General features: G+C 73.1%; 14 protein-coding genes and 1 pseudogene. 10 read left to right on the top strand and 5 right to left on the bottom strand.

What is annotated here, in order from left to right; all coding sequences use genetic code 11:
* The first annotated feature begins 60 nt into the window (after positions 1 to 60).
* The 4 genes from ACFYOY_RS36540 (at position 61) to ACFYOY_RS36525 (ending at position 2,892) form a co-directional block, all read left to right on the top strand.
* A complete protein-coding gene (locus ACFYOY_RS36540) occupies positions 61 to 624 on the top strand; it encodes a TetR/AcrR family transcriptional regulator (RefSeq protein WP_351900200.1) in 564 nt (187 codons plus the stop codon).
* 75 nt (positions 625 to 699) lie between these two features.
* The gene (locus tag ACFYOY_RS36535; protein WP_351900202.1) at positions 700 to 1,086 is read left to right on the top strand and encodes a tautomerase family protein; all 387 of its coding nucleotides are present in this window, start codon (positions 700 to 702) and stop codon (positions 1,084 to 1,086) included.
* Between the two features lie 189 nt (positions 1,087 to 1,275).
* Positions 1,276 to 1,746, top strand: a complete 471-nt coding sequence (locus tag ACFYOY_RS36530; RefSeq protein ID WP_388591921.1) for a hypothetical protein — start codon at positions 1,276 to 1,278, stop codon at positions 1,744 to 1,746.
* A gap of 90 nt (positions 1,747 to 1,836) precedes the next feature.
* The gene (locus ACFYOY_RS36525; protein ID WP_351900206.1) at positions 1,837 to 2,892 is read left to right on the top strand and encodes a biotin/lipoate A/B protein ligase family protein; all 1,056 of its coding nucleotides are present in this window, start codon (positions 1,837 to 1,839) and stop codon (positions 2,890 to 2,892) included.
* A gap of 127 nt (positions 2,893 to 3,019) precedes the next feature.
* On the opposite strand, the gene ligD is transcribed toward ACFYOY_RS36525, so the two are convergent.
* Positions 3,020 to 4,033 carry a non-homologous end-joining DNA ligase gene (ligD, locus tag ACFYOY_RS36520; protein WP_351900208.1) on the bottom strand — a complete coding sequence of 338 codons (1,014 nt, stop codon included), beginning with the start codon at positions 4,031 to 4,033 and terminating at the stop codon, positions 3,020 to 3,022.
* 90 nt (positions 4,034 to 4,123) lie between these two features.
* Positions 4,124 to 4,561, bottom strand: a complete 438-nt coding sequence (locus ACFYOY_RS36515) for a TIGR03618 family F420-dependent PPOX class oxidoreductase (RefSeq protein WP_351900210.1) — start codon at positions 4,559 to 4,561, stop codon at positions 4,124 to 4,126.
* 303 nt (positions 4,562 to 4,864) lie between these two features.
* Here ACFYOY_RS36515 and ACFYOY_RS36510 point away from each other — a divergent pair.
* Positions 4,865 to 5,578, top strand: a pseudogene (locus tag ACFYOY_RS36510) (sensor histidine kinase); the annotation flags it as partial.
* Positions 5,579 to 5,609: 31 nt separating this feature from the next.
* On the opposite strand, the gene ACFYOY_RS36505 reads toward ACFYOY_RS36510, so the two are convergent.
* Positions 5,610 to 8,312 (bottom strand): AAA family ATPase, encoded by a 2,703-nt coding sequence (locus tag ACFYOY_RS36505; protein ID WP_351900212.1) that lies wholly within the window; start codon positions 8,310 to 8,312, stop codon positions 5,610 to 5,612.
* Positions 8,313 to 8,399: 87 nt separating this feature from the next.
* Here ACFYOY_RS36505 and ACFYOY_RS36500 point away from each other — a divergent pair, with 87 nt between their 5' ends.
* Positions 8,400 to 9,296 carry an MBL fold metallo-hydrolase gene (locus tag ACFYOY_RS36500; RefSeq protein ID WP_351900214.1) on the top strand — a complete coding sequence of 299 codons (897 nt, stop codon included), beginning with the start codon at positions 8,400 to 8,402 and terminating at the stop codon, positions 9,294 to 9,296.
* The gene (locus ACFYOY_RS36495) at positions 9,287 to 10,423 is read left to right on the top strand and encodes a carboxylesterase family protein (protein ID WP_388591918.1); all 1,137 of its coding nucleotides are present in this window, start codon (positions 9,287 to 9,289) and stop codon (positions 10,421 to 10,423) included. The genes ACFYOY_RS36500 and ACFYOY_RS36495 overlap by 10 nt, the downstream gene beginning before the upstream one ends.
* A gap of 105 nt (positions 10,424 to 10,528) precedes the next feature.
* Here the strand turns inward: ACFYOY_RS36495 and ACFYOY_RS36490 are convergent, their stop codons facing one another.
* Positions 10,529 to 11,419 carry an MHYT domain-containing protein gene (locus ACFYOY_RS36490; RefSeq protein WP_388591916.1) on the bottom strand — a complete coding sequence of 297 codons (891 nt, stop codon included), beginning with the start codon at positions 11,417 to 11,419 and terminating at the stop codon, positions 10,529 to 10,531.
* Between the two features lie 330 nt (positions 11,420 to 11,749).
* Between ACFYOY_RS36490 and ACFYOY_RS36485 the strand changes: the two genes are divergently transcribed.
* Genes ACFYOY_RS36485 through ACFYOY_RS36475 form a run of 3 tightly spaced genes read left to right on the top strand, consistent with a single transcriptional unit; the run spans position 11,750 to position 16,766 of the window.
* Positions 11,750 to 15,430, top strand: a complete 3,681-nt coding sequence (locus tag ACFYOY_RS36485) for a CHAT domain-containing protein (protein WP_388591914.1) — start codon at positions 11,750 to 11,752, stop codon at positions 15,428 to 15,430.
* On the top strand, positions 15,427 to 16,113 hold the full coding sequence (locus tag ACFYOY_RS36480; RefSeq protein ID WP_351900222.1) for a hypothetical protein: 687 nt from the start codon (positions 15,427 to 15,429) through the stop codon (positions 16,111 to 16,113). The genes ACFYOY_RS36485 and ACFYOY_RS36480 overlap by 4 nt, the downstream gene beginning before the upstream one ends.
* A gap of 26 nt (positions 16,114 to 16,139) precedes the next feature.
* The gene (locus ACFYOY_RS36475; protein ID WP_351900224.1) at positions 16,140 to 16,766 is read left to right on the top strand and encodes an RES family NAD+ phosphorylase; all 627 of its coding nucleotides are present in this window, start codon (positions 16,140 to 16,142) and stop codon (positions 16,764 to 16,766) included.
* A 52-nt stretch (positions 16,767 to 16,818) separates the two neighbouring features.
* On the opposite strand, the gene ACFYOY_RS36470 is transcribed toward ACFYOY_RS36475, so the two are convergent.
* Positions 16,819 to 17,367, bottom strand: a complete 549-nt coding sequence (locus ACFYOY_RS36470; protein ID WP_388591912.1) for an FHA domain-containing protein — start codon at positions 17,365 to 17,367, stop codon at positions 16,819 to 16,821.
* Between the last annotated feature and the right edge of the window lie 14 nt (positions 17,368 to 17,381).

Raw genomic sequence — 17,381 nt, 5'->3', positions numbered from 1 at the left:
TCACCGAAGGGGCCGTCCACGCGCTTTAATTTGTACCTACTAGTATGTATGATCGCGCCCATGGACACCCGGGAACGACTCATCGCAAGCACCCGCGAGCTGCTGTGGGAGCGCGGCTACGTGGGCACGAGCCCGAAGGCGATCCAGGAGCGATCCGGAGCGGGCCAGGGCAGCATGTACCACCACTTCCGCGGCAAGCCCGATCTGGCGCTCGCCGCGATCAGCCGCAGCGCCGAGGAGCTGACGGGCAGGGCGGAGGCCGAGTTCAGCGGTCCCGGCACCGCGGTCGAGCGGATCAGTGCCTATCTGCGGCGGGAGCGGGACGCCCTGAAGGGCTGCCCGGTCGGCCGCCTCACCCAGGACCCCGATGTGATGGCGGATCCGGACCTGCGCCGACCGGTCGAGGAGACCTTCGCCTGGCTCACCGACCGGCTGGCCGGGCTGCTGGCGGAGGGCCGGGCGAACGGGGAGCTCGACACCGGGCTCGACCCGGCGAGCACGGCCACCGCGCTGGTCGCGGTGTTGCAGGGCGGCTATGTGCTGGCCCGTGCCGCCGACTCGGTTGAGGTGTACACCCGGGCCATGGACGGAGCCCTCGGCCTGCTCACCGCCCATGTCCGCTGAGCCTGTGTCCGCCGGCCCGTGTCCGCTGAGCCCGTGACCTTCCGCCGACCGACTCGCCCGAAGGAGAGCCCCGACATGCCCTTCGTTCGCATTGACGCGCTGCGGGCCGACCCCGACCGGCTCGACGCGCTCGGCCGTGCCGTGCACGACGCGCTGGCGGAAACCATCGGCTTCCCGCCCAACGACCGGTTCCAGGTCCTGACCAGCCATGACGGCACCAGCGGCATGCTGCGCTACGACGACTACCTCGGGGTGCGGCGTGACGACGGCCTCGTCTACATCGCGCTCACGATGCGCTCGGGGCGCACACCGGCACAGAAGCAGGCGCTGTACCGGCGGATCGCCGAACTCGCCCAGGAGTACGCGGGGACCGAGCCGCGGAACGTGTTCATCACCCTGACCGAGAACGAGTCGGCCGACTGGTCGTTCGGCCACGGGGTGGCGCAGTACATCGACGGATGACCACGTCACCCCCTCTCCCCATACCACTGAGCCACTGGGGCCCGGCATGGCGAGAATCCGTTGACTTCTGTCGTTCCAGCCCCTGGGTGATCTTCTCGCGGCTCCCTAGCGTGGGGCGGGCACCAGCCGCCCACGCTCGGAAGGAGACGCGGTGCCTGCCACGTTCGAAAGGGAGCCGGACACCACCCGATGACCAAGATCCTGCTCTCCCTGCATGTCCTGGCCGCCATCGTCGCGATCGGCCCCGTCACCGTCGCGGCCAGCATGTTCCCGCCCGCGGCCCGCAACGCCCACGCTGCCACAGCCCCCGAGGGCGAGGCCGACCTGGGTACGGTCCGGCTCCTGCACCGCATCTGCCGCGTCTACGCCAGGATGGGCCTCGCCGTGCCCGTCTTCGGATTCGCCACGGCCGCCGTGCTGGGCGTCCTCAGCAGCGGCTGGCTCACCGCCTCCATCGCGCTGACGGCCGCGGCCGCCGGCGTCCTGATCGCCTTCGTCCTGCCCCGCCAGGACGAGCTCATCGACAGCCTCGGTACGGGCAAGGCCCTGGAGCGGACCGATACCGCCCAACTGGCCATGTTCACGGGCGCGTTCAACCTGCTGTGGGCGACAGTGACCATTCTCATGATCGTCCGCCCGGGCTCGACCACGGGAGCCTGACCCCGCCGGATCACCGGTGCCGACCGAAGCCGCCCCGGCACGGGATAATGATCGGGAGCGCCGGGGCGGAAACAGGAGGCGGTGCAGGGCATGCACGGTGAGTACAAGGTGCCGGGCGGCAAGCTGGTCGTCGTGGATCTGGATGTCCACGACGGCGCGCTGCGCGGGGTGCGGGTCGCGGGCGACTTCTTCCTGGAACCGGACGAGGCGCTGCACGCCATCGACCGCGCACTGGAGGGCGCGCCCGCCGACGCGGACGCGCAGGCGCTCGCCGCGCGCATCGAGGCAGCACTGCCCGCCGACACCGTGATGTTCGGTTTCTCCGCCGAGGCCGTGGGCATCGCGGTACGGCGGGCGGTGGCCCGTGCCACCGACTGGACGGACTACGACTGGCAGCTGATCCACGAGGGGCCACAGGATCCCGCGCTGCATATGGCCCTGGACGAGGTGCTGACCGGCGAGGTGGCCGCCGGGCGGCGGCCACCGACGCTGCGGGTGTGGGAGTGGGACCGCCCGGCCGTCATCATCGGCAGCTTCCAGTCGCTGCGGAACGAGGTCGACCCGGCGGGCGCCGAGCGGCACGGGGTGACGGTCGTCCGGCGGATCAGCGGCGGCGGGGCGATGTTCGTCGAACCGGGCAACACCATCACGTACTCGCTGTACGTACCCCAGTCGCTCGTCTCCGGCCTGCCCTTCGCCGACAGCTACGCCTATCTGGACGACTGGGTGCTGGGCGCGCTGGGCGAGATGGGCGTCAAGGCGTGGTACCAGCCGCTGAACGACATCGCGACGGAGGCCGGGAAGGTCGGCGGGGCCGCCCAGAAGCGGATCGCGGCACACGGCGGTGCGGTGCTGCACCACGTGACCATGTCGTACGACATCGACGCCGCCAAGATGGTGGAGGTGCTGCGCATCGGGCGGGAGAAGCTGTCCGGCAAGGGCATCGCGAGCGCCGTCAAGCGGGTGGACCCGCTGCGCCGCCAGACCGGGCTGCCGCGCCCGGCCGTCATCGACCGCATGGTGACCTCGTTCCGCGGGCGGTACGGGCTCACGGACGATAAGGTGACGGACGAGGAGTCGGCGGCGGCGCGGTTGCTGGCGACCGGGAAGTTCGGCTCGCCGGAGTGGACATCGCGGGTGCCGTGACTCGGGCCGCGCGAGGTGGACACGTCGAGTGCTGGCTCCCGGGCACATTGGCCGACGAACCCATCAGCGGCGCTCCGGACGAGCTTCCCTGGAATCGGCTTGGGCGACCGTCCGGTGGCAGCAGCGATCACGGCTCCTCGCGGACGACCTCGCGGGCCGGTTTGTCACGGCGCAGCCCCAGGAAACGGGGGTGGCGCAGACGGCCTTCGGCTGTCCACTCGGTGAAGGCGATCTCGGCGACGAGTTCGGGGCGCGCCCAGTTGACCCCGGGCCCGGTGGGCGGGGCGCCACGGGTGAACGGGCAGGTGGGGGTGCGCAGCTCGGTCAGCCGTCGGGCGAGGGCTTCCAGGGTGCGGGTGTCGAAGCCGGTGCCGACCTTGCCCGCGTAGACGAGGTCGCCGTCGCTGTAGTAGCCGAGGAGCAGGGCGCCGAGCCCGGGGCGGGTGCGCCGGGGATCGGTCCATCCGCCGATGACCAGCTCCTGCCGCCGTTCACACTTGAACTTGAGCCAGTCGCGGGAGCGGCCGTGCTGGTAGGGGGAATCGACACGCTTGGCGATCAGCCCCTCCCATCCGTGTGCGCAGGCATGGCGGTAGTAGGTCTCGCCGTCGCGGTAGCGGTACGCGGTCAGACGCAGCGGATCGCTCCAGGTGAGCATGGAGCGCAGCAGGGTCTTACGGCGGCGAAGTGGCAGCGCGGTGACGTCGTGGTCGCCGATGGCCTGGACGTCGAAGAGGTAGTAGTAGACGGTCACGCCGGTGCGCCGGGCCTGTTCGGGGGAGCTGACGTGCATCCGCGGCTGGAGCCGGGCGAAGCTGGTGCGTCCGTGTTCGAAGGCCACCACCTCGCCGTCGAGGACCCAGTCGCCCGTGGCTCGCTCCGTGAGGGCGTCGATCAGTTCGGGATAGGCGGAGGCGGCGGAGAGGCCGTTGCGGCTGAACAGGTCGACGCGGCCCCCTTCGCGGACGGCGACGCAGCGCTCGCCGTCCAGCTTGCGTTCGTACAGCCAGCGCTCGTCGGAGAAGCGTTCGTGGGTGAGGGTCGCGAGCATCGGCTCGCGGCCTTCGAGCCCGTGGCCGTGGGTGACGGGCCTGAGCAGTCGGCGCTCGGCGGGAGACAGGGCCCACAGTGGATCGCTCACGTCGCCGGGTTCCCTCCGTGCTCTCCGCTCGAGCCCCATCGCCGGACCGTCACGACGTGATCGGCCCCGCCCGGTCATGCGCCCTGGGGGTCAGTTGCTGTAGACGCGCTCGGGGTGGACGAAGACCGCGGCGCGGCGCTGCTCGGCCATCACCCGGTCGTAGGCGCCCCAATCGTCGTGCGCGCCGCCCGCGGCGGTGAAGATCTCACGCAGCAGCAGGCGCAAACGCTCCTGGTCGACTCCGGGGAACGGGTCGTCGGGCCCCGCGATCTCGGTGCGGCCTTCGACGGCGGCCCAGTTCCATCCGGCGCGGAAGACCAAGGTGGCCCGCGGTCGTGCCCGCAGATGGGCGAGTTTGGCGCGGCCGTAGGTGACGAAGGCGACCACCTGCTCACCGGAGACCGGATGGTCGATGATCCCGGCGTTGACCACTGATGCCTGGACCGAGCCGTCGGCGCGCGTCGTCGTCACGACCGCCAAGTGGTGGTCGGCCGTGGCGATGCGGTCCACATCCTGAAGATCCGTCATCGGGTGCCTTTCTCGGCTGACCGGTCCGTCCACCATGGCTTCCTCGGCACGCTACCGCACCCTGATGCGTCCATGCCGGTGACTCCCGGACCGCGGCCGGGCGTGGGCTCGCCGCCGGGCCGGGGGGTGTAGCTGGCTCCACCGTCGATGGGGCGGCTCGCTCTCCCGCGCGCGTCGGGCCGGTCTTCTAGCCTCGTCGGCATGGGGAGATCGATGCGGCACGCGGTACGGGCCACGGCCCCGCTGGTGTCCGCCCTCGCGCTGGCGTTCGGCTCGTACCTGCGCCGTCGGCGGCCCGGTCCGACGGAGAAGGCCACGGCGCGGCTGACCGAGCGGGTGGCGGAGCTGGCGGAAACCCGGGCGGGCGCCATCGCCGCGCACGGTGCCGAACTACGCCGTATCGAACGGGAGTTGCACGACGGCGCCCAGGCGCGACTGGTCTCCCTGTCCCTGCGGATCGGCCTGGCGAAGCGGGCGTACGACCGGGATCCGCCGGCTGCGCGCAGAATGCTGGACGACGCGCAGGACCTGGCCGAAGAGGCGCTGACCGAGCTGCGTCAGGTGGTGCGTGGCATGCATCCGCCGGTCCTCACCGACCGTGGCCTGGCCGGGGCGGTACGGGCGCTCGCCACGAGCAGCGGGCTGGATGTCACCGTGCGGGTGGACGGTCTGGAGGACGGGACACGGGCCCCGGCGGCGGTCGAGGCGGCCGCGTACTTCGTCGTGGCGGAGGCGCTGGCGAACGTGGCGAGGCACAGTGGCGCCGACCGGGCCGAGGCCCGGCTGACCCGCACACCGAGCGGGTTGTGGGTCTCGGTGCGGGACGACGGACGAGGCGGCGCCGAGGCGGCCGCGGGCGTGTCCGGTGCCGGGGAGACGGGTGGTTCCGGCAGCTCCGAAGGTGGCTCCGGACTGCTCGGGATACGTCGCCGCGTCGCCGCGCTCGATGGAACGGTGACGGTGACGAGCCCACGGGGCGGGCCGACGGTCGTCGTCGTGGAGCTGCCCTGCCGGTGGCGATCGCCGGGAGCCCGGGTGGCCACCGCCACTACGACGGGCAGGACGCCTCGATCAGGTCGCGCAGCTGGGAGCGGGCGGTGACGCCGAGTTTGGGGAAGCTGCGGTAGAGGTGCGAGCCGACGGTGCGCGGGGAGAGAAAGAGCCGTTCGCCGATCTCACGGTTGCTCAGGCCCTGCGCCGCCAGGCGGATGATGTGCTGCTGCTGCGGGGACAGGGAGGTGAGGGCGTCGGGGCTGGTGGGGGCGGATTCGATCCCGGCGGCGCGCAGTTCGGCCTGGGTGCGGTCGATCCAGGGGCGGGCGCCGAGGCGGCGGAAGGTCTCCAGCGCGGTGTTCAGCTGGTGGCGGGCCTCGGTGATGCGGTGGCGGCGGCGCAGCCATTCGGCGTGGTCCAGCAGGAGCTGCGCGCGTTCGAAGGGCCATTGGCCGCCCGACGGTTCGGCGAGGGCCGCCGCGAAGTGCGGCTCGGCATCTGCCGGGTCGAGCAGCGCACGGGCGCGGTGGATCAGGATGCGCATCCGGGGCGAGGGGTCCCCGGCGAGCCGGTCGGCGATGCGCTCCACGATGGCGGCGGCCTCGGCGCCATGGCCGGTGCGGACGGCCGCGGCGGCCAGTTCGGCGACGGCGGGGAAGGAGCACGCGTAGTGGACGGGCTCGCCGTCGGCCGTGAACAGCAGCCGGAACTGCTCGTACGCGCCGACGTGGTCGCCGTCGGCCACCGCGGCCATGCCCAGCGCCCACCGGGCCCGGACGGCAACGGCGCGGCTGCGGTGCGGGTCGACGAGGGACAGCGCGGCGGAGCCCGCGGCGCGGGCCTCATCGGTCCGGCCGGTCAACGCGAGGGCGGCGGCTTCGAGTGACCGTGCGGCGGCGTCGAGGTGCGGGAGCCCGGCGCCCGCGGAGTTGGTGTTCACGGCGGCGGTACGGGCCTGGGCCCACAGCCCGTGGTCCAGATACGCCCACCCGGCCGAGCAGCCGAGGCCGATGGGCAGGGTGCCACCCAGCCGCCAGCGGTGGAGGGCGTCGTCGAAGATCCGTACCGCGAGCGCGGTCTCGTCGAGCAGCCAGGCCATGGCGCCCAGCGAGATGAGCCGGGCGGGGTCGCCGTCCGCCCGCTCGACCAGTGCCGGGATCGCCGCCACCCGCTCGGACCGATGCGCGGTGGGGTCGGTCACCGCGAGCGTCCAGGGGTCGTCCTGTGCCCGGGCCCGTACGGCGAGGCGGTATTCCTCGTCGCCCGAGTAGAAGCCCGCCACCGACGCGGAGGCGAGCGCGATCCGGCGCAGCCGGGGATCCTCCGCCGCCCGCAGCAGCAGGGACAGCGCGGTGTCGTGCTCGGTGCTCAGGGTGAGCACCTGGCCCACCCGCAGCGATGCCTCGGCCGACAGCGCCGGGTCGTCGGTGAGCTCCGCGGCACTGGCGGCGAGCCTGCGGACCCAGCGCGGCTGTCCGGTGGACACCGCCGCACCCGCCGCGGCCACCAGGCGGCGGGCGCGGTCGCGGCGCCCGGGGCTCAGCTCGGCGGCACGTTCCAGCGCGGTGGTGGCGGCGGTGTATCCGCCACGCTCCCGGGCCCTGGCCGCCGACTCCTCCAGAGCGGCGGCGATCTCCTCGTCCGGCCCCTCCGCGGCGGCGGCCAGGTGCCAGGCGCGGCGGTCGGGTTCGCCGCTGAGCAGCGCGGCGAGGTCGCGGTGGACCTGACGGCGGGCGGCCAGCGGTGCGGAGTGGTAGATCGCGGACCTGATCAGCGGATGCCGGAAGCCGGCCCGCCAGCCGTCGTGGCCGCCACCGGTGAGCCGCAGCAGTCCGGCGGCCTCGGCCGGGGCCAGCGCCTCGACCCGGCCCGCCACCGCCCGGTCGTCCGCCGCGACCAGGAGCAGCGCCTGCCGGGTGGCTTCGGGCAGGGGATCGAGGTCGGCGGCGAAGACCCGCATCAGGCGGTCGGTGGGCGGCAGGAGCTCCCCTTCGGCGGAGTCGGCCGAGTCCGCGCCGCAGGCACCGTTCGCCCGGGCCAGTTCGACCAGCGCCAGCGGGTTCCCGGCGGCCTGGTCGAGGATGCGCAGCCGGCCGCGGCCGGTCGGCGGATAGGGCTGCCGGTCCAGCAGGAGGCCCGCGGCGGTCGCGTCCAGCGGGCCCAGCGTGCGCAGGGGAAAGCCGGAGAACGGCGCCGTGGCCCCGCCCCGGGCGCCCTCGCCCGCCAGGTCCCTGGCCGCGGCCAGCACGGCGAGGGGTTCGTCGTCGATGCGCCGGGCGGCGAAGGCGAGCAGCTCCAGCGAGCCGGCGTCGATCCACTGCAGATCGTCGGCGACCACCAGGACGGGCGATCGCCGGGCGAGGTCCGACAGCAGGGTGAGCAGCGCGACGCCGAGCAGCAGCCGGTCGGGCGGGCCACCGTGTCCGCTGTCGACATCGCCGGGCTCGGCCTCCGCGAGGCCGGTGTCGTGGGACTCGGCATCCCCCAGGCCGATGGCTCCGAGCAGGGCCGACCGCTGCCGGGCCGGCAGCCCGGCGGTCTCCCCCAGCACCGGCCGCAGCAGCTGGTGGAGCCCGGCGAACGTCAGGTTCGCCTCGCTCTCGCTGCCCGTCATCCGCAGCACCCGGCCCCGGTGGCGATCCGCCGCGAGGCCGAGCAGGGTGCTCTTGCCGGCACCCGGTTCGCCTGTAAGGATCAGCACACCGCTGGTCAGACCGAGTACGGCCGCGCTCTCACTCTCCCGCCCGACCATGGTCATCCCTTGACTCTAGCCCGTGGTGCAGTAGCCCGTGGTGCAGTCATATGACGGATACCGCCGACGCCCGCCGACGTACAGGCTGGAGTCATGGACACCATCACGCTTGGCAACGTCGAGATCACCCGCGTGGTAGAGGTGGCCCCAAGGGGTCTGCCACGCGACTTCATCTTTCCCGACGTGGCCATGGAGCACTGGCGCACGCACGAGGGCTGGCTGGCGCCCGAATTCCTGGATCCGGCCGCCGATGAGGTACGCACGACGATCCAGAGCTGGCTGCTCCGCAGCGAGGGCCGGACGATCCTGATCGACACCGGCGTCGGCAACGACCGGGAGCGGCCGCATATGCCGTTCTTCCACCATCTGCACACGGACTACCTCGGGAAACTGGCCGCGGCCGGAGTCCGCCCGGCGGATGTGGACCTGGTGATCTGCACCCATGTGCATGGTGACCACGTCGGATGGAACACCTCGTGGACGGAGGGTGAGTGGCGGCCGACCTTCCCCAACGCGGAGTATGTGCTCCCCCGGGCCGACTTCGACTACTGGAACCCGGAGAACGGGCACCGGACCCGCTCCGGCCTCCGGATGGCGAACGTGTTCGAGGACAGCGTCGCCCCCGTCCACCAGGCCGGACAGACCGTGCTGTGGGAGGGCGACCACTACGACATCGACGCCCAGCTGCGCCTCGAGCCCGCCCCCGGCCACACCCCCGGCTCCTGTGTGGTGCGACTGCGGTCCGGTACGGATCGGGCGATCTTCGCGGGCGATGTGCTGCACAGCCCGCTGCAGATCGTGGAGCCGGACGTCTGTCCCTGCTTCGACGAGGACGAGCCCCGGGCGCGGGTCGCCCGACGCCGGGTGCTGGGGGAGGCCGCGGACGAGTGCGCGCTGCTGTTCCCCGCGCACTTCCCCGGCGCGGGCGCGGCCGAAGTGCGGCGAGACGGCGAGCGGTTCACGGTCAAGGAGTGGGCGGCATGGCGGTGAGCGTGTTCCGGAACATCCCGTACGCGGCCGCGCCGACCGGCGCCGCGCGGTTCGCCGCGCCGACCCCCGTGCACGGTGCCCCCGGCGGCGATGGGCCGGGGCCGACGGCTCCGGCGCCCCGGCGACGGTTCGCGGCGGATCTGAGCCCGGCGCTGGGTCAGGGCTGGGTGCGTGGCGAGGACTATCTGACGGTCAACGTCTGGACGCCCCGGACCGACGGCAACGCCCCGGTGATGGTCTTCGTGCACGGCGGCGGCTTTCTCTCCGGCACCGGCCAGGCGCCGCTGTACGACGGGACGTCCTTCGCCCGCGACGGCGTGGTCCTGGTCACCCTCAACTACCGTCTGGGCGCGCCGGGTTGGCTGGACCTGCCGGGCGCCCCGCGCAACCGGGGCCTGCTGGACGTGCTCGCGGCGCTGCGGTGGGTGCGTGAGCACATCGCGGGCTACGGAGGGGACCCGGACCGGGTGACGGTGTTCGGGCAGTCGGCGGGAGGCATGATCGTCAGCGCGCTGCTGGTGACGCCGGAGGCCGCCGGGCTGTTCCGGGGTGCGATCAGCCAGAGCGGTGGGCTGCACACCCTGACCGGCGCGGAGGCGGCGGCGACGACCCGGGCCCTGGCCGACCGGCTGGGCGTTCCGGCCACGGCCGAGGCGTTCGCCGCCATCCCCGACGAGCGCCTGGTGTCCGCGCTCGCCGACCTGCCCGGGGTGGGTCCGAGGCTCTCGCCGCTCGGTGTGGTGCTCGATGAGCCCGACGTGGTGGCCCCGCCGCATCCGGTGGATCTGCTGGTGGGCACGAATACCCAGGAGTCGCTGCTCTACCAGCGGCCGGAACGCAGCGCGGGCATCGACGCGATGTTCCGCGACGCCCGTGAGCGGCTGGTGTCCCGCTACGACAAGGTGTTCACCTACGACTTCGACTGGCGGGGCGGGCCGTTCGGCGCGTGCCACACCGCGGAGGTCCCATTCGTGTTCGACAACACCGGTCTGCCCGCGCTCCGTACGGCGAACGGACTGCTCGGACCGGACATCCCGCCGTCACTGGCCACGGAGATGCACGGCGCGTGGGTCCGGTTCGCCATGACCGGGGATCCGGGCTGGTCGGGGGCGCGCCGGTTCCACTAGGGCCCACGCGGTGCGGCGGGGTGGCCGTTGGCGGCGGATCGGTGCCCGCTCCGCCGCGTCGGTCCCGGCCCGCCTCGTCCCGCCCCCGTACCACCGGCCGCGGGTTCACCAACCGCCGTATTCCTGACCGCCGTGTGGCGGGGCCGGGCGGCTCGCCGGGGCCTGAACGGGGTCCTCCGGCGGCCGGGCCGGCCAGACCGGCCGAGGTGGTGGTGGCGGGGGCAGGCGCGAGCTGTCCGCCTTCTTCTGGTTCCACTCCCCCTCGCCCAGGACCAGCAGCGGATCGAACATGATGACGGTCCCCGCGATCACCAGAAAGATCACCGGGCCGATCAGCATGGGGAGGATCAGCGAAGCCGGCGCATTGCCGCCCGCTGAGGCGCCGAGCACATCGTCCAGCCGCACACTGACCGCGGCCATGCCCGTGTAGTGCATCCCGGTCACCGCGATCCCCATCACCAGGCTCGATCCCAGGCTGGCGCGGAAGCCATGGATGGTCACGGCGGCCCAGAGGGCGGCGGTCGCGGCCACGACCGCGATCAGGACGGAGAGCAGGACGGTCGGCACGGAGTACTCCAGATGCCCCTGCATGCGCATCGCGGACATCCCGATGTAGTGCATGCCCGCGACACCGAGTCCGGTGAACACACCGGCCGAGAGCAGCACCCCTCGGGAAACGCCCCGGTAGCCGACCATGAAGACGCCGATGCCGACGACGAAGATCGCCACGAGAAGGCTGAGCAGGGTGATCGGTATGTCGAAGCCGACCGGAGTTTCCTTCACATGGAACCCCATCATGGCGATGAAGTGCATCGTCCAGATGCCCGATCCGATCGACGCTGATCCGAGCGCGAGCCAGCCCGGCTTCCAGGAGCGCTGAGTACGCACCGACCGGGCGGTGCAGCGTAAGCCGAGGGCTCCGCCGAGACAGGCCATGAGGTAGGCCGCCAGCGGGGTGGTGGCCCCGTAGTTGAACCCGTCGATCGTGCCGTACATGAACGTTCCGTCCTTCTCGCCGCGGGGGTTCTGTGCAGAAACGTTGAGCCATCGGCGAGGGTAGGGCGCGCGCGAGCACGCTACCCACACATTTTGTCACGCATCGATAAAGGTGTCTCACCGGGCGTGACAGGATGCCGCATCATTCACCTCATGTCCCTTTTGGCCTTGGCCACGGGGCGGGAGTTCCCGCGTGGCCCCGAACACGCGTATCCGGCTGGGCGATTCGCGGACGTCTTCCGGGCGGTTTCCGGAAAGAGCGATCAAAGGGCTCCTGTGCTCGCACGGACGGGCGGATGATGAGTGGGGCATGACGAAGGGGGACGTTTCATGCACAGCAGGGATCTCGCGGCATTACGTGACCGAGCCGAACAAGCCGCGGCCGACGCGCTGGCGTGGATCGCCCCGCCCCCGCCGGACGGCCCGGCGGCCAAGGGCTCGTCCGACGGCATGGGTCCAGAGGGCCCGCCCGACGGCCCGGCGGCCGGGCGAGCGTCCGACGGCACTCGGTCGCCCGCCGATGCCGACCCCGTATCGCTCGACCGCTTCATCGCCGAACTGGACGAGCTGGAGGCCGCGTTGGCGGCGGCCGTGCCGGACGGGGACGCACTGCTGTGTACCGTGCGCGCCCGGCTCGGCGGCCTGTACGCCGAGCGCTACCGGCACAACCCCACGGACGACGACCGGAGTCGGGGCCTGCGGGTGTTGAGGGCGGCTCGCGCTTCTGGGGCGCTCGACCCACCGGACGAGCGGGCCTCCGCCCTCCACCTGGTGCGGTTGCTGCTGACGCCCGGCATGACGGCCGGATGGGACGGCACGCTCTCCCGCCTCCTTGAATCCTTCGATGTGGGCCGCCAAGTAGTGGTGGGCGATCCCGAACTCACCGCCGACCTGACCGAGCTGCGCGGGCTGCTGACCGACCTGCTGCCGACCCTGCCCGAGCACATCGCCGAACCCCTGTCGTGGGCGGCCGAGGCCCTGGAGCGGGTGCCCGCCGCCGCGCGCTCCGGGGACTTCGAGCAGATGGCCGACCTGGCCGCGCAACTGGCGGAGCGGATGCCGGACGGCAACTCCTCGCTGCTGCAGGCCCTGTGCGGGATGGCCACCGAGTTCGCCACGGCCGGGGCGGGCGGCGGCGATGAGACCGATCGACTGGAGGAGCTCAGCGCGGAGGAGACCGCCCTCACCTTCGCGCAGGCCGCCCTCATGCTGGAGCTCGAAGTGCCCGGCACCATCCGGACCGAGGATCTGGAGGCCCTGGTCAACGAGGTGAGCAAGGGACCGGCCGGCGAAGAGGCGGAGACCGCGATGCGCGCCGCGATGAGCCGCATGGCCCACGGTATGCGCACGGGTGACGCCGACCGGCTGGCCGAGGCGGCCGAGTTGATCGGCACAGCCGCCGGTACGGGATCCGGACGGGTGGACTGGATGGCCGGGGTCATCTCGCCAGGACTGCTCGCCGCGGCCAACGTCCTGGGCGGCAATCTCACGGACCGCGACCAGGCGCGTGCCCGCCTGGACGCGCTCTTCGGCCCCGCCTCCGCGGTGTTCGAATCCGCACACGCGACCGGGCCCGGCGCGGAGGGGCTACGGCTGTGCTCCCGGAGCATGCACCTGCAACTGCGCCTCAATGAAGCGCTGGACGAGCGGGACACCGAAACGCTGGAGTACCTGCTGGACGAGCTGCTGGACCTGTTGGAGGAGGCCGGCGAGAACAGCGAATGGCAGTTCCTGGTGCTCTTCCTGCTCGGCCAGGCCCAGTTGAGCCTGGCCACACTGGACGGCGGGATCCCCGCACTGCGGGCCGGCGTGGCCTACTTCGAGGAGGCGGCGAACCACCCGAGGCTCCCGACCTTCGCGCAGCCCCTCATGGACGCGCAGTGCGCGCCTCTGCTGGCCCTCTTCTCCATGATCGAACCGGATCCCGTACGTGTCTCCGAGGCCGTGACCCGGGCCCGCCGGGCCCTGGACGGCCCCGCCTCGACCCCCGATCAGCGGGTGTGGATCCGGCAAGGCATCGGGATGGCGCTGCTCACGGTCCACAGGTCGACCGGCGACCACGGCGACCTGGAAGAGGCGGTCGGGGAGCTGGAACAGGCCAGGCGGGAACTGACCGAGCGCACCAGCCCGGCCATCCGGCAGAAGCTGCTGTGGGAGCTGGCCGAGGCGTACCGGCTGCGCGACGACCGGGAGCGCGATGACACAGGGGCGGCCGTCGCCACCGCCCATGCCTCGCTGTGGGTGCTGGCCGAGGACGTGCTGCTGCAACTCGGCGCCGAGCACGGCCTGGAGGTGGCCAGGGCGGGGGCCAGCCGCGGGCTGCTCGCCGCGCACTGGGCCGCCGTGGACGGCCGGATCGAGGAGGCCGTGGCGTCGCTGGAGAACGGGCGTGGCCTGGTGCTGCGGGCCGCGGCCGCGGCCGCCGGGGTCCCCGAGCAGCTGGCCGCCCGGGGCGAGGCGGAGCTGGCCGAGCTGTGGCGGACCACCGTACGGGACCTCCCGCCCCAGGCCACGCCGACCGGCGGCGGACTCGGGCCCGGCACCGGCGGCGGTACCCCGGACGAGGTCCGGAGCGCGCTCGCGCGGGTCATGTCGGCCGGGGCCGCCCCCGGCGTCGAGATCCCCAGCAGGCTGCGCCGCCGCGCGCTGGACGTGCTGCGGCGGGACAGCGGCGAGGCGCCGCTGCGCGGGCTGCTCGGCGCCCCCGGCATCGAGGAGTTGCGGGAGGGGCTGCGCGCCACCGGCACCGACACACTCGTGTATCTGGTGCCCGGGCAGGACACCGCCGACGGCGTGGCCGTCCTGGTACGGAGCGCCGGTGAACCGACGGCGCTCGCGCTACCGGGGCTCGGCGCGCCCGGCCGGGAGCCGCTGGAGCGCTATCTGGACGCGGGCGCCCGGCGGTCCGCCGTGTCCGAGCACGGCATGGACACCTACGACGAGGCGCATCGGCACTGGGAGGCGGCGCTGGAGGGGCTGTGCGACTGGGCGGGCCCGGCCGTCCTCGCCCCCGTACTGGACGCACTGGGCGCCCGGGCGGAGGACGGGGCCCAGCAGCACGACGCGCCGGTCCGGCTGGTCCTCGTGCCGTGCGGCAACCTCGGTGCCGTTCCCTGGCACGCCGCCCGCCTCCCCGGGCCACGGGCCGGTGCGCGGCGTCCGTACACCTACGCCTGCGAAGACGCGGTCGTCTCGTACGCCGCGTCCGGCGGTGAGTTCCTGCGGGCCGCCCGGCGCGGCCGGGTACCGGTGGGCGAGCGCGCGGTGCTGGTGGCCGACCCGAGCGGCGATCTGACGTGGGCACAGGACGAGGTGTCGGCCCTGCGCACCGCGTACTACACCACGGCCCTGCTCTACGGCTGGCACGAGGACGCGCCCGAGAACGCACTGGGCACCCCCGGGGATGTGCTCTCCCACCTTCCCGGAGGCCCGGCCGCGCCCGCCGCCTCGCTGCTGCATCTGGTGGTGCACGGCCTGGCGGGGCTGCGGCCCACCGACTCGGCCCTCCACCTGGCCGGTCCGGACCCCGAAGGCGCCCCGGGGCCCGAAGGCACCCCGCACCCGGGCAGACTGACGGTGACGCGCATTCTCGACGTGCCCGCCGGGGAACGGGCCGCCACCGGGCCGCTGATCGTGCTCAGCGCCTGCGAGACGGACCTCAGCAGCCGCGACCACGACGAGGCGCTGACCCCGACCACCGCACTGCTGGCGCGTGGCGCCACGGATGTGGTCGGCTCGCGGTGGAAGGTCTCGGACAGCGCATCCGCCGCGCTGATGGTGGTCTTCCACCATCACCTGACCGTCGCCGGGCTGGCCCCGCCGGACGCCCTGCGCGCCGCCCAGCTGTGGATGCTCGACCACGACCGCCATCCCGTCCCCGGGCTGACCGGCCTTCTGCTGGCCGAGACACAGAGCGATACGGGGGGCCTGGCCCGGATCGTCTCCTGGGCCGGCTTCATCCACCAGGGCAACCCCGCACCCCACGCCCCCGTGGAAGGACGACAGCCATGACCACCGACGATCTCCTGGAGCTGCTGCGCCGGCATCTGCCGGAGATCCGTGCCTCGCTGACCCCCACGCTGTTCAGCGGATTCCGGGACAGCGTGCTGCGGCTGCGGGCCGCCGGAGACGACGCCAGGTCCGTGCGCGCCGCGCTGCGGGAGATGCGGCTGGCACTGCGGCCCCTCCCCCGCGAGAACGAACTGCGCAGGAAACTGGACCAGTTCCGGTCCGGGGGCGCCGCTCCCTCCGCGGTCCTGCCGGACGCCGACCGGCTGGCCGACCTGATCCGGCTGCTGCGGTCCGTGGACTGGCCGACGCTGGACCCCGCGAGCGCCGGGATCGCCCGGGCCGTGCGGGACCGACTGCTGACCGCCCCCGCACGGGGCCCGGAGCAGCTCACCGCTGCCGCCGCCGAGAATCCTGCCGGGGCCGGGCTCATCCGCCTCTCCGACCCGGAGCGCGGTGATCGCTACCCGGACTTCCAGTTCGACCCGGACACCGGTGAGCCACGGCCGGTGGTGCAGCGGATCAACAGAATGCTGCTGTCGGACCAGGACCCCTGGGGCGCCGCGGACTGGTGGCTCGGCGGTAACACCTGGCTGCACGACGCGCCGGCCGCCCTGGTGGGCCAGGTGCCGGACGCGCGGCTGACCGAGGCCGCCGCCGCGCTGTTGGGAGACGGCGGATGGTGAGGCAGGCGCCCCCCGAGGGCGCGCGCATGAGCCCCAATCTGTTCGTCCTGAGCGCGGGCACCGAGCTGTGGAGGTGCCATGAAACCGCCTACGCCTGTACCGAGTTCAACCCGAAGCCCGCGCATTCCTTCTTCGGTGGCAACCGTTTCGACGCCACCGCCGAAGACCGGTATCCGTATCTGTACGCGGCCGTGGAGCCGGCCACCACGCTCGCCGAAGTGATGCTGCGGGACATGGAGTTCACCGGGCCGGAGGCACGGCGTCAGGTGCCATGGGCGCTGGCGGCCACCCGCTCGCTGTCCAAGGTGCGGGTGACCGAGGATCTGGTCCTGGTGCGGCTGGTCCAGGAGGAGGACTTGGCCGCGGTGTTCCAGACCTCCTGGCTGCTGGAGACCGACGAGTACGCGCAGACCCGCGCCTGGGCCCGGGAGATCCGGCGCCAGGTGCCGGACGCCCAGGGGCTGGTGTGGCAGTCGCGGCGGCACCGCCCGCACCCCGCCCTGGTGCTGTTCGGCGACCGCTGCGGGGAGGAGCCGCTGAAGGCGGTGCCCGGCCAGGCCCACAACCTGGGCACGTTCGAGGGGGCGGACGAGGCCAACCGGCTGCTGGCGCCGCTGCGGGCGGTCGTCATTCCGCCCGGTACGCGGACATGAGCGCGCGGGGCGGCCCGGGGGTCGCCGCCCCGCGACACCGCCAGGCACCGGCTCAGCCGGTGCCTGGCCCCGGCCCGTACAGCCGTACGGCGAAGCTGACCCGCAGCCCGAGCCGGAGCTGGTCGCCGTCGCGGACGGGGGTGCGCACACCCGCCGCGATCCGGGCGCCGTTGAGATACGTGCCATTGCGGGTGCCCGCTTCGGGCTCCTCGACCCAGGCGCTTCCGTCCGGCTCCACGGTGAGCGAGGCATGACGCCGGGAGACCTTGTTCCAGTCGGCGAACGCGGCGGCGGTCCGCGGCGCCCAGTCCGGGTGGCGGCCGATGTGCAGCGCAGGGCCCGGGCCGTGGCGGAGCTCCAGACAGGGCTCGGCACAGACCAGCAGCACATGGGTGCGCGTCCGGTCACAGGACGCGCAGCGCACGTCCCGGGGGGCCACTGGCGCACGGCAGTTCCAGCAGGGCGCGGACACCTCGACACCGACCGGGCCCGGTGCGGGCCGGGGCGCGGGCTCTGCCGTCGGCTCCGGCCCCGGCGCCTCGCCCGGCCTCTCCGCTGTCCCCGCTTCCTCCGGTGCCTCCGGTTCGTCGCCGTCCTCCACGGGATACCACCCCC

The organism is Streptomyces sp. NPDC007875 (assembly GCF_042868035.1).
In the GTDB taxonomy this organism is placed as follows: Bacteria; Actinomycetota; Actinomycetes; order Streptomycetales; family Streptomycetaceae; genus Streptomyces; species Streptomyces antimycoticus.
Note: the sequence above shows the minus strand (reverse complement) of the source record. Positions and strands in the feature narration are given on the sequence as shown.

Bases quoted from the DNA above. Each gene is read 5' to 3' on its own strand.
- ACFYOY_RS36535 (WP_351900202.1), top strand. From the start codon at position 700: ATGCCCTTCGTTCGCATTGACGCGCTGCGGGCCGACCCCGACCGGCTC.
- ACFYOY_RS36530 (WP_388591921.1), top strand. From the start codon at position 1,276: ATGACCAAGATCCTGCTCTCCCTGCATGTCCTGGCCGCCATCGTCGCG.
- ACFYOY_RS36485 (WP_388591914.1), top strand. From the start codon at position 11,750: ATGCACAGCAGGGATCTCGCGGCATTACGTGACCGAGCCGAACAAGCC.
- ACFYOY_RS36495 (WP_388591918.1), top strand. From the start codon at position 9,287: ATGGCGGTGAGCGTGTTCCGGAACATCCCGTACGCGGCCGCGCCGACC.
- ACFYOY_RS36475 (WP_351900224.1), top strand. From the start codon at position 16,140: ATGAGCCCCAATCTGTTCGTCCTGAGCGCGGGCACCGAGCTGTGGAGG.
- ACFYOY_RS36525 (WP_351900206.1), top strand. From the start codon at position 1,837: ATGCACGGTGAGTACAAGGTGCCGGGCGGCAAGCTGGTCGTCGTGGAT.
- ACFYOY_RS36490 (WP_388591916.1), bottom strand. From the start codon at position 11,419: ATGTACGGCACGATCGACGGGTTCAACTACGGGGCCACCACCCCGCTG.
- ACFYOY_RS36505 (WP_351900212.1), bottom strand. From the start codon at position 8,312: ATGACCATGGTCGGGCGGGAGAGTGAGAGCGCGGCCGTACTCGGTCTG.
- ACFYOY_RS36500 (WP_351900214.1), top strand. From the start codon at position 8,400: ATGGACACCATCACGCTTGGCAACGTCGAGATCACCCGCGTGGTAGAG.
- ACFYOY_RS36515 (WP_351900210.1), bottom strand. From the start codon at position 4,561: ATGACGGATCTTCAGGATGTGGACCGCATCGCCACGGCCGACCACCAC.
- ACFYOY_RS36540 (WP_351900200.1), top strand. From the start codon at position 61: ATGGACACCCGGGAACGACTCATCGCAAGCACCCGCGAGCTGCTGTGG.
- ACFYOY_RS36480 (WP_351900222.1), top strand. From the start codon at position 15,427: ATGACCACCGACGATCTCCTGGAGCTGCTGCGCCGGCATCTGCCGGAG.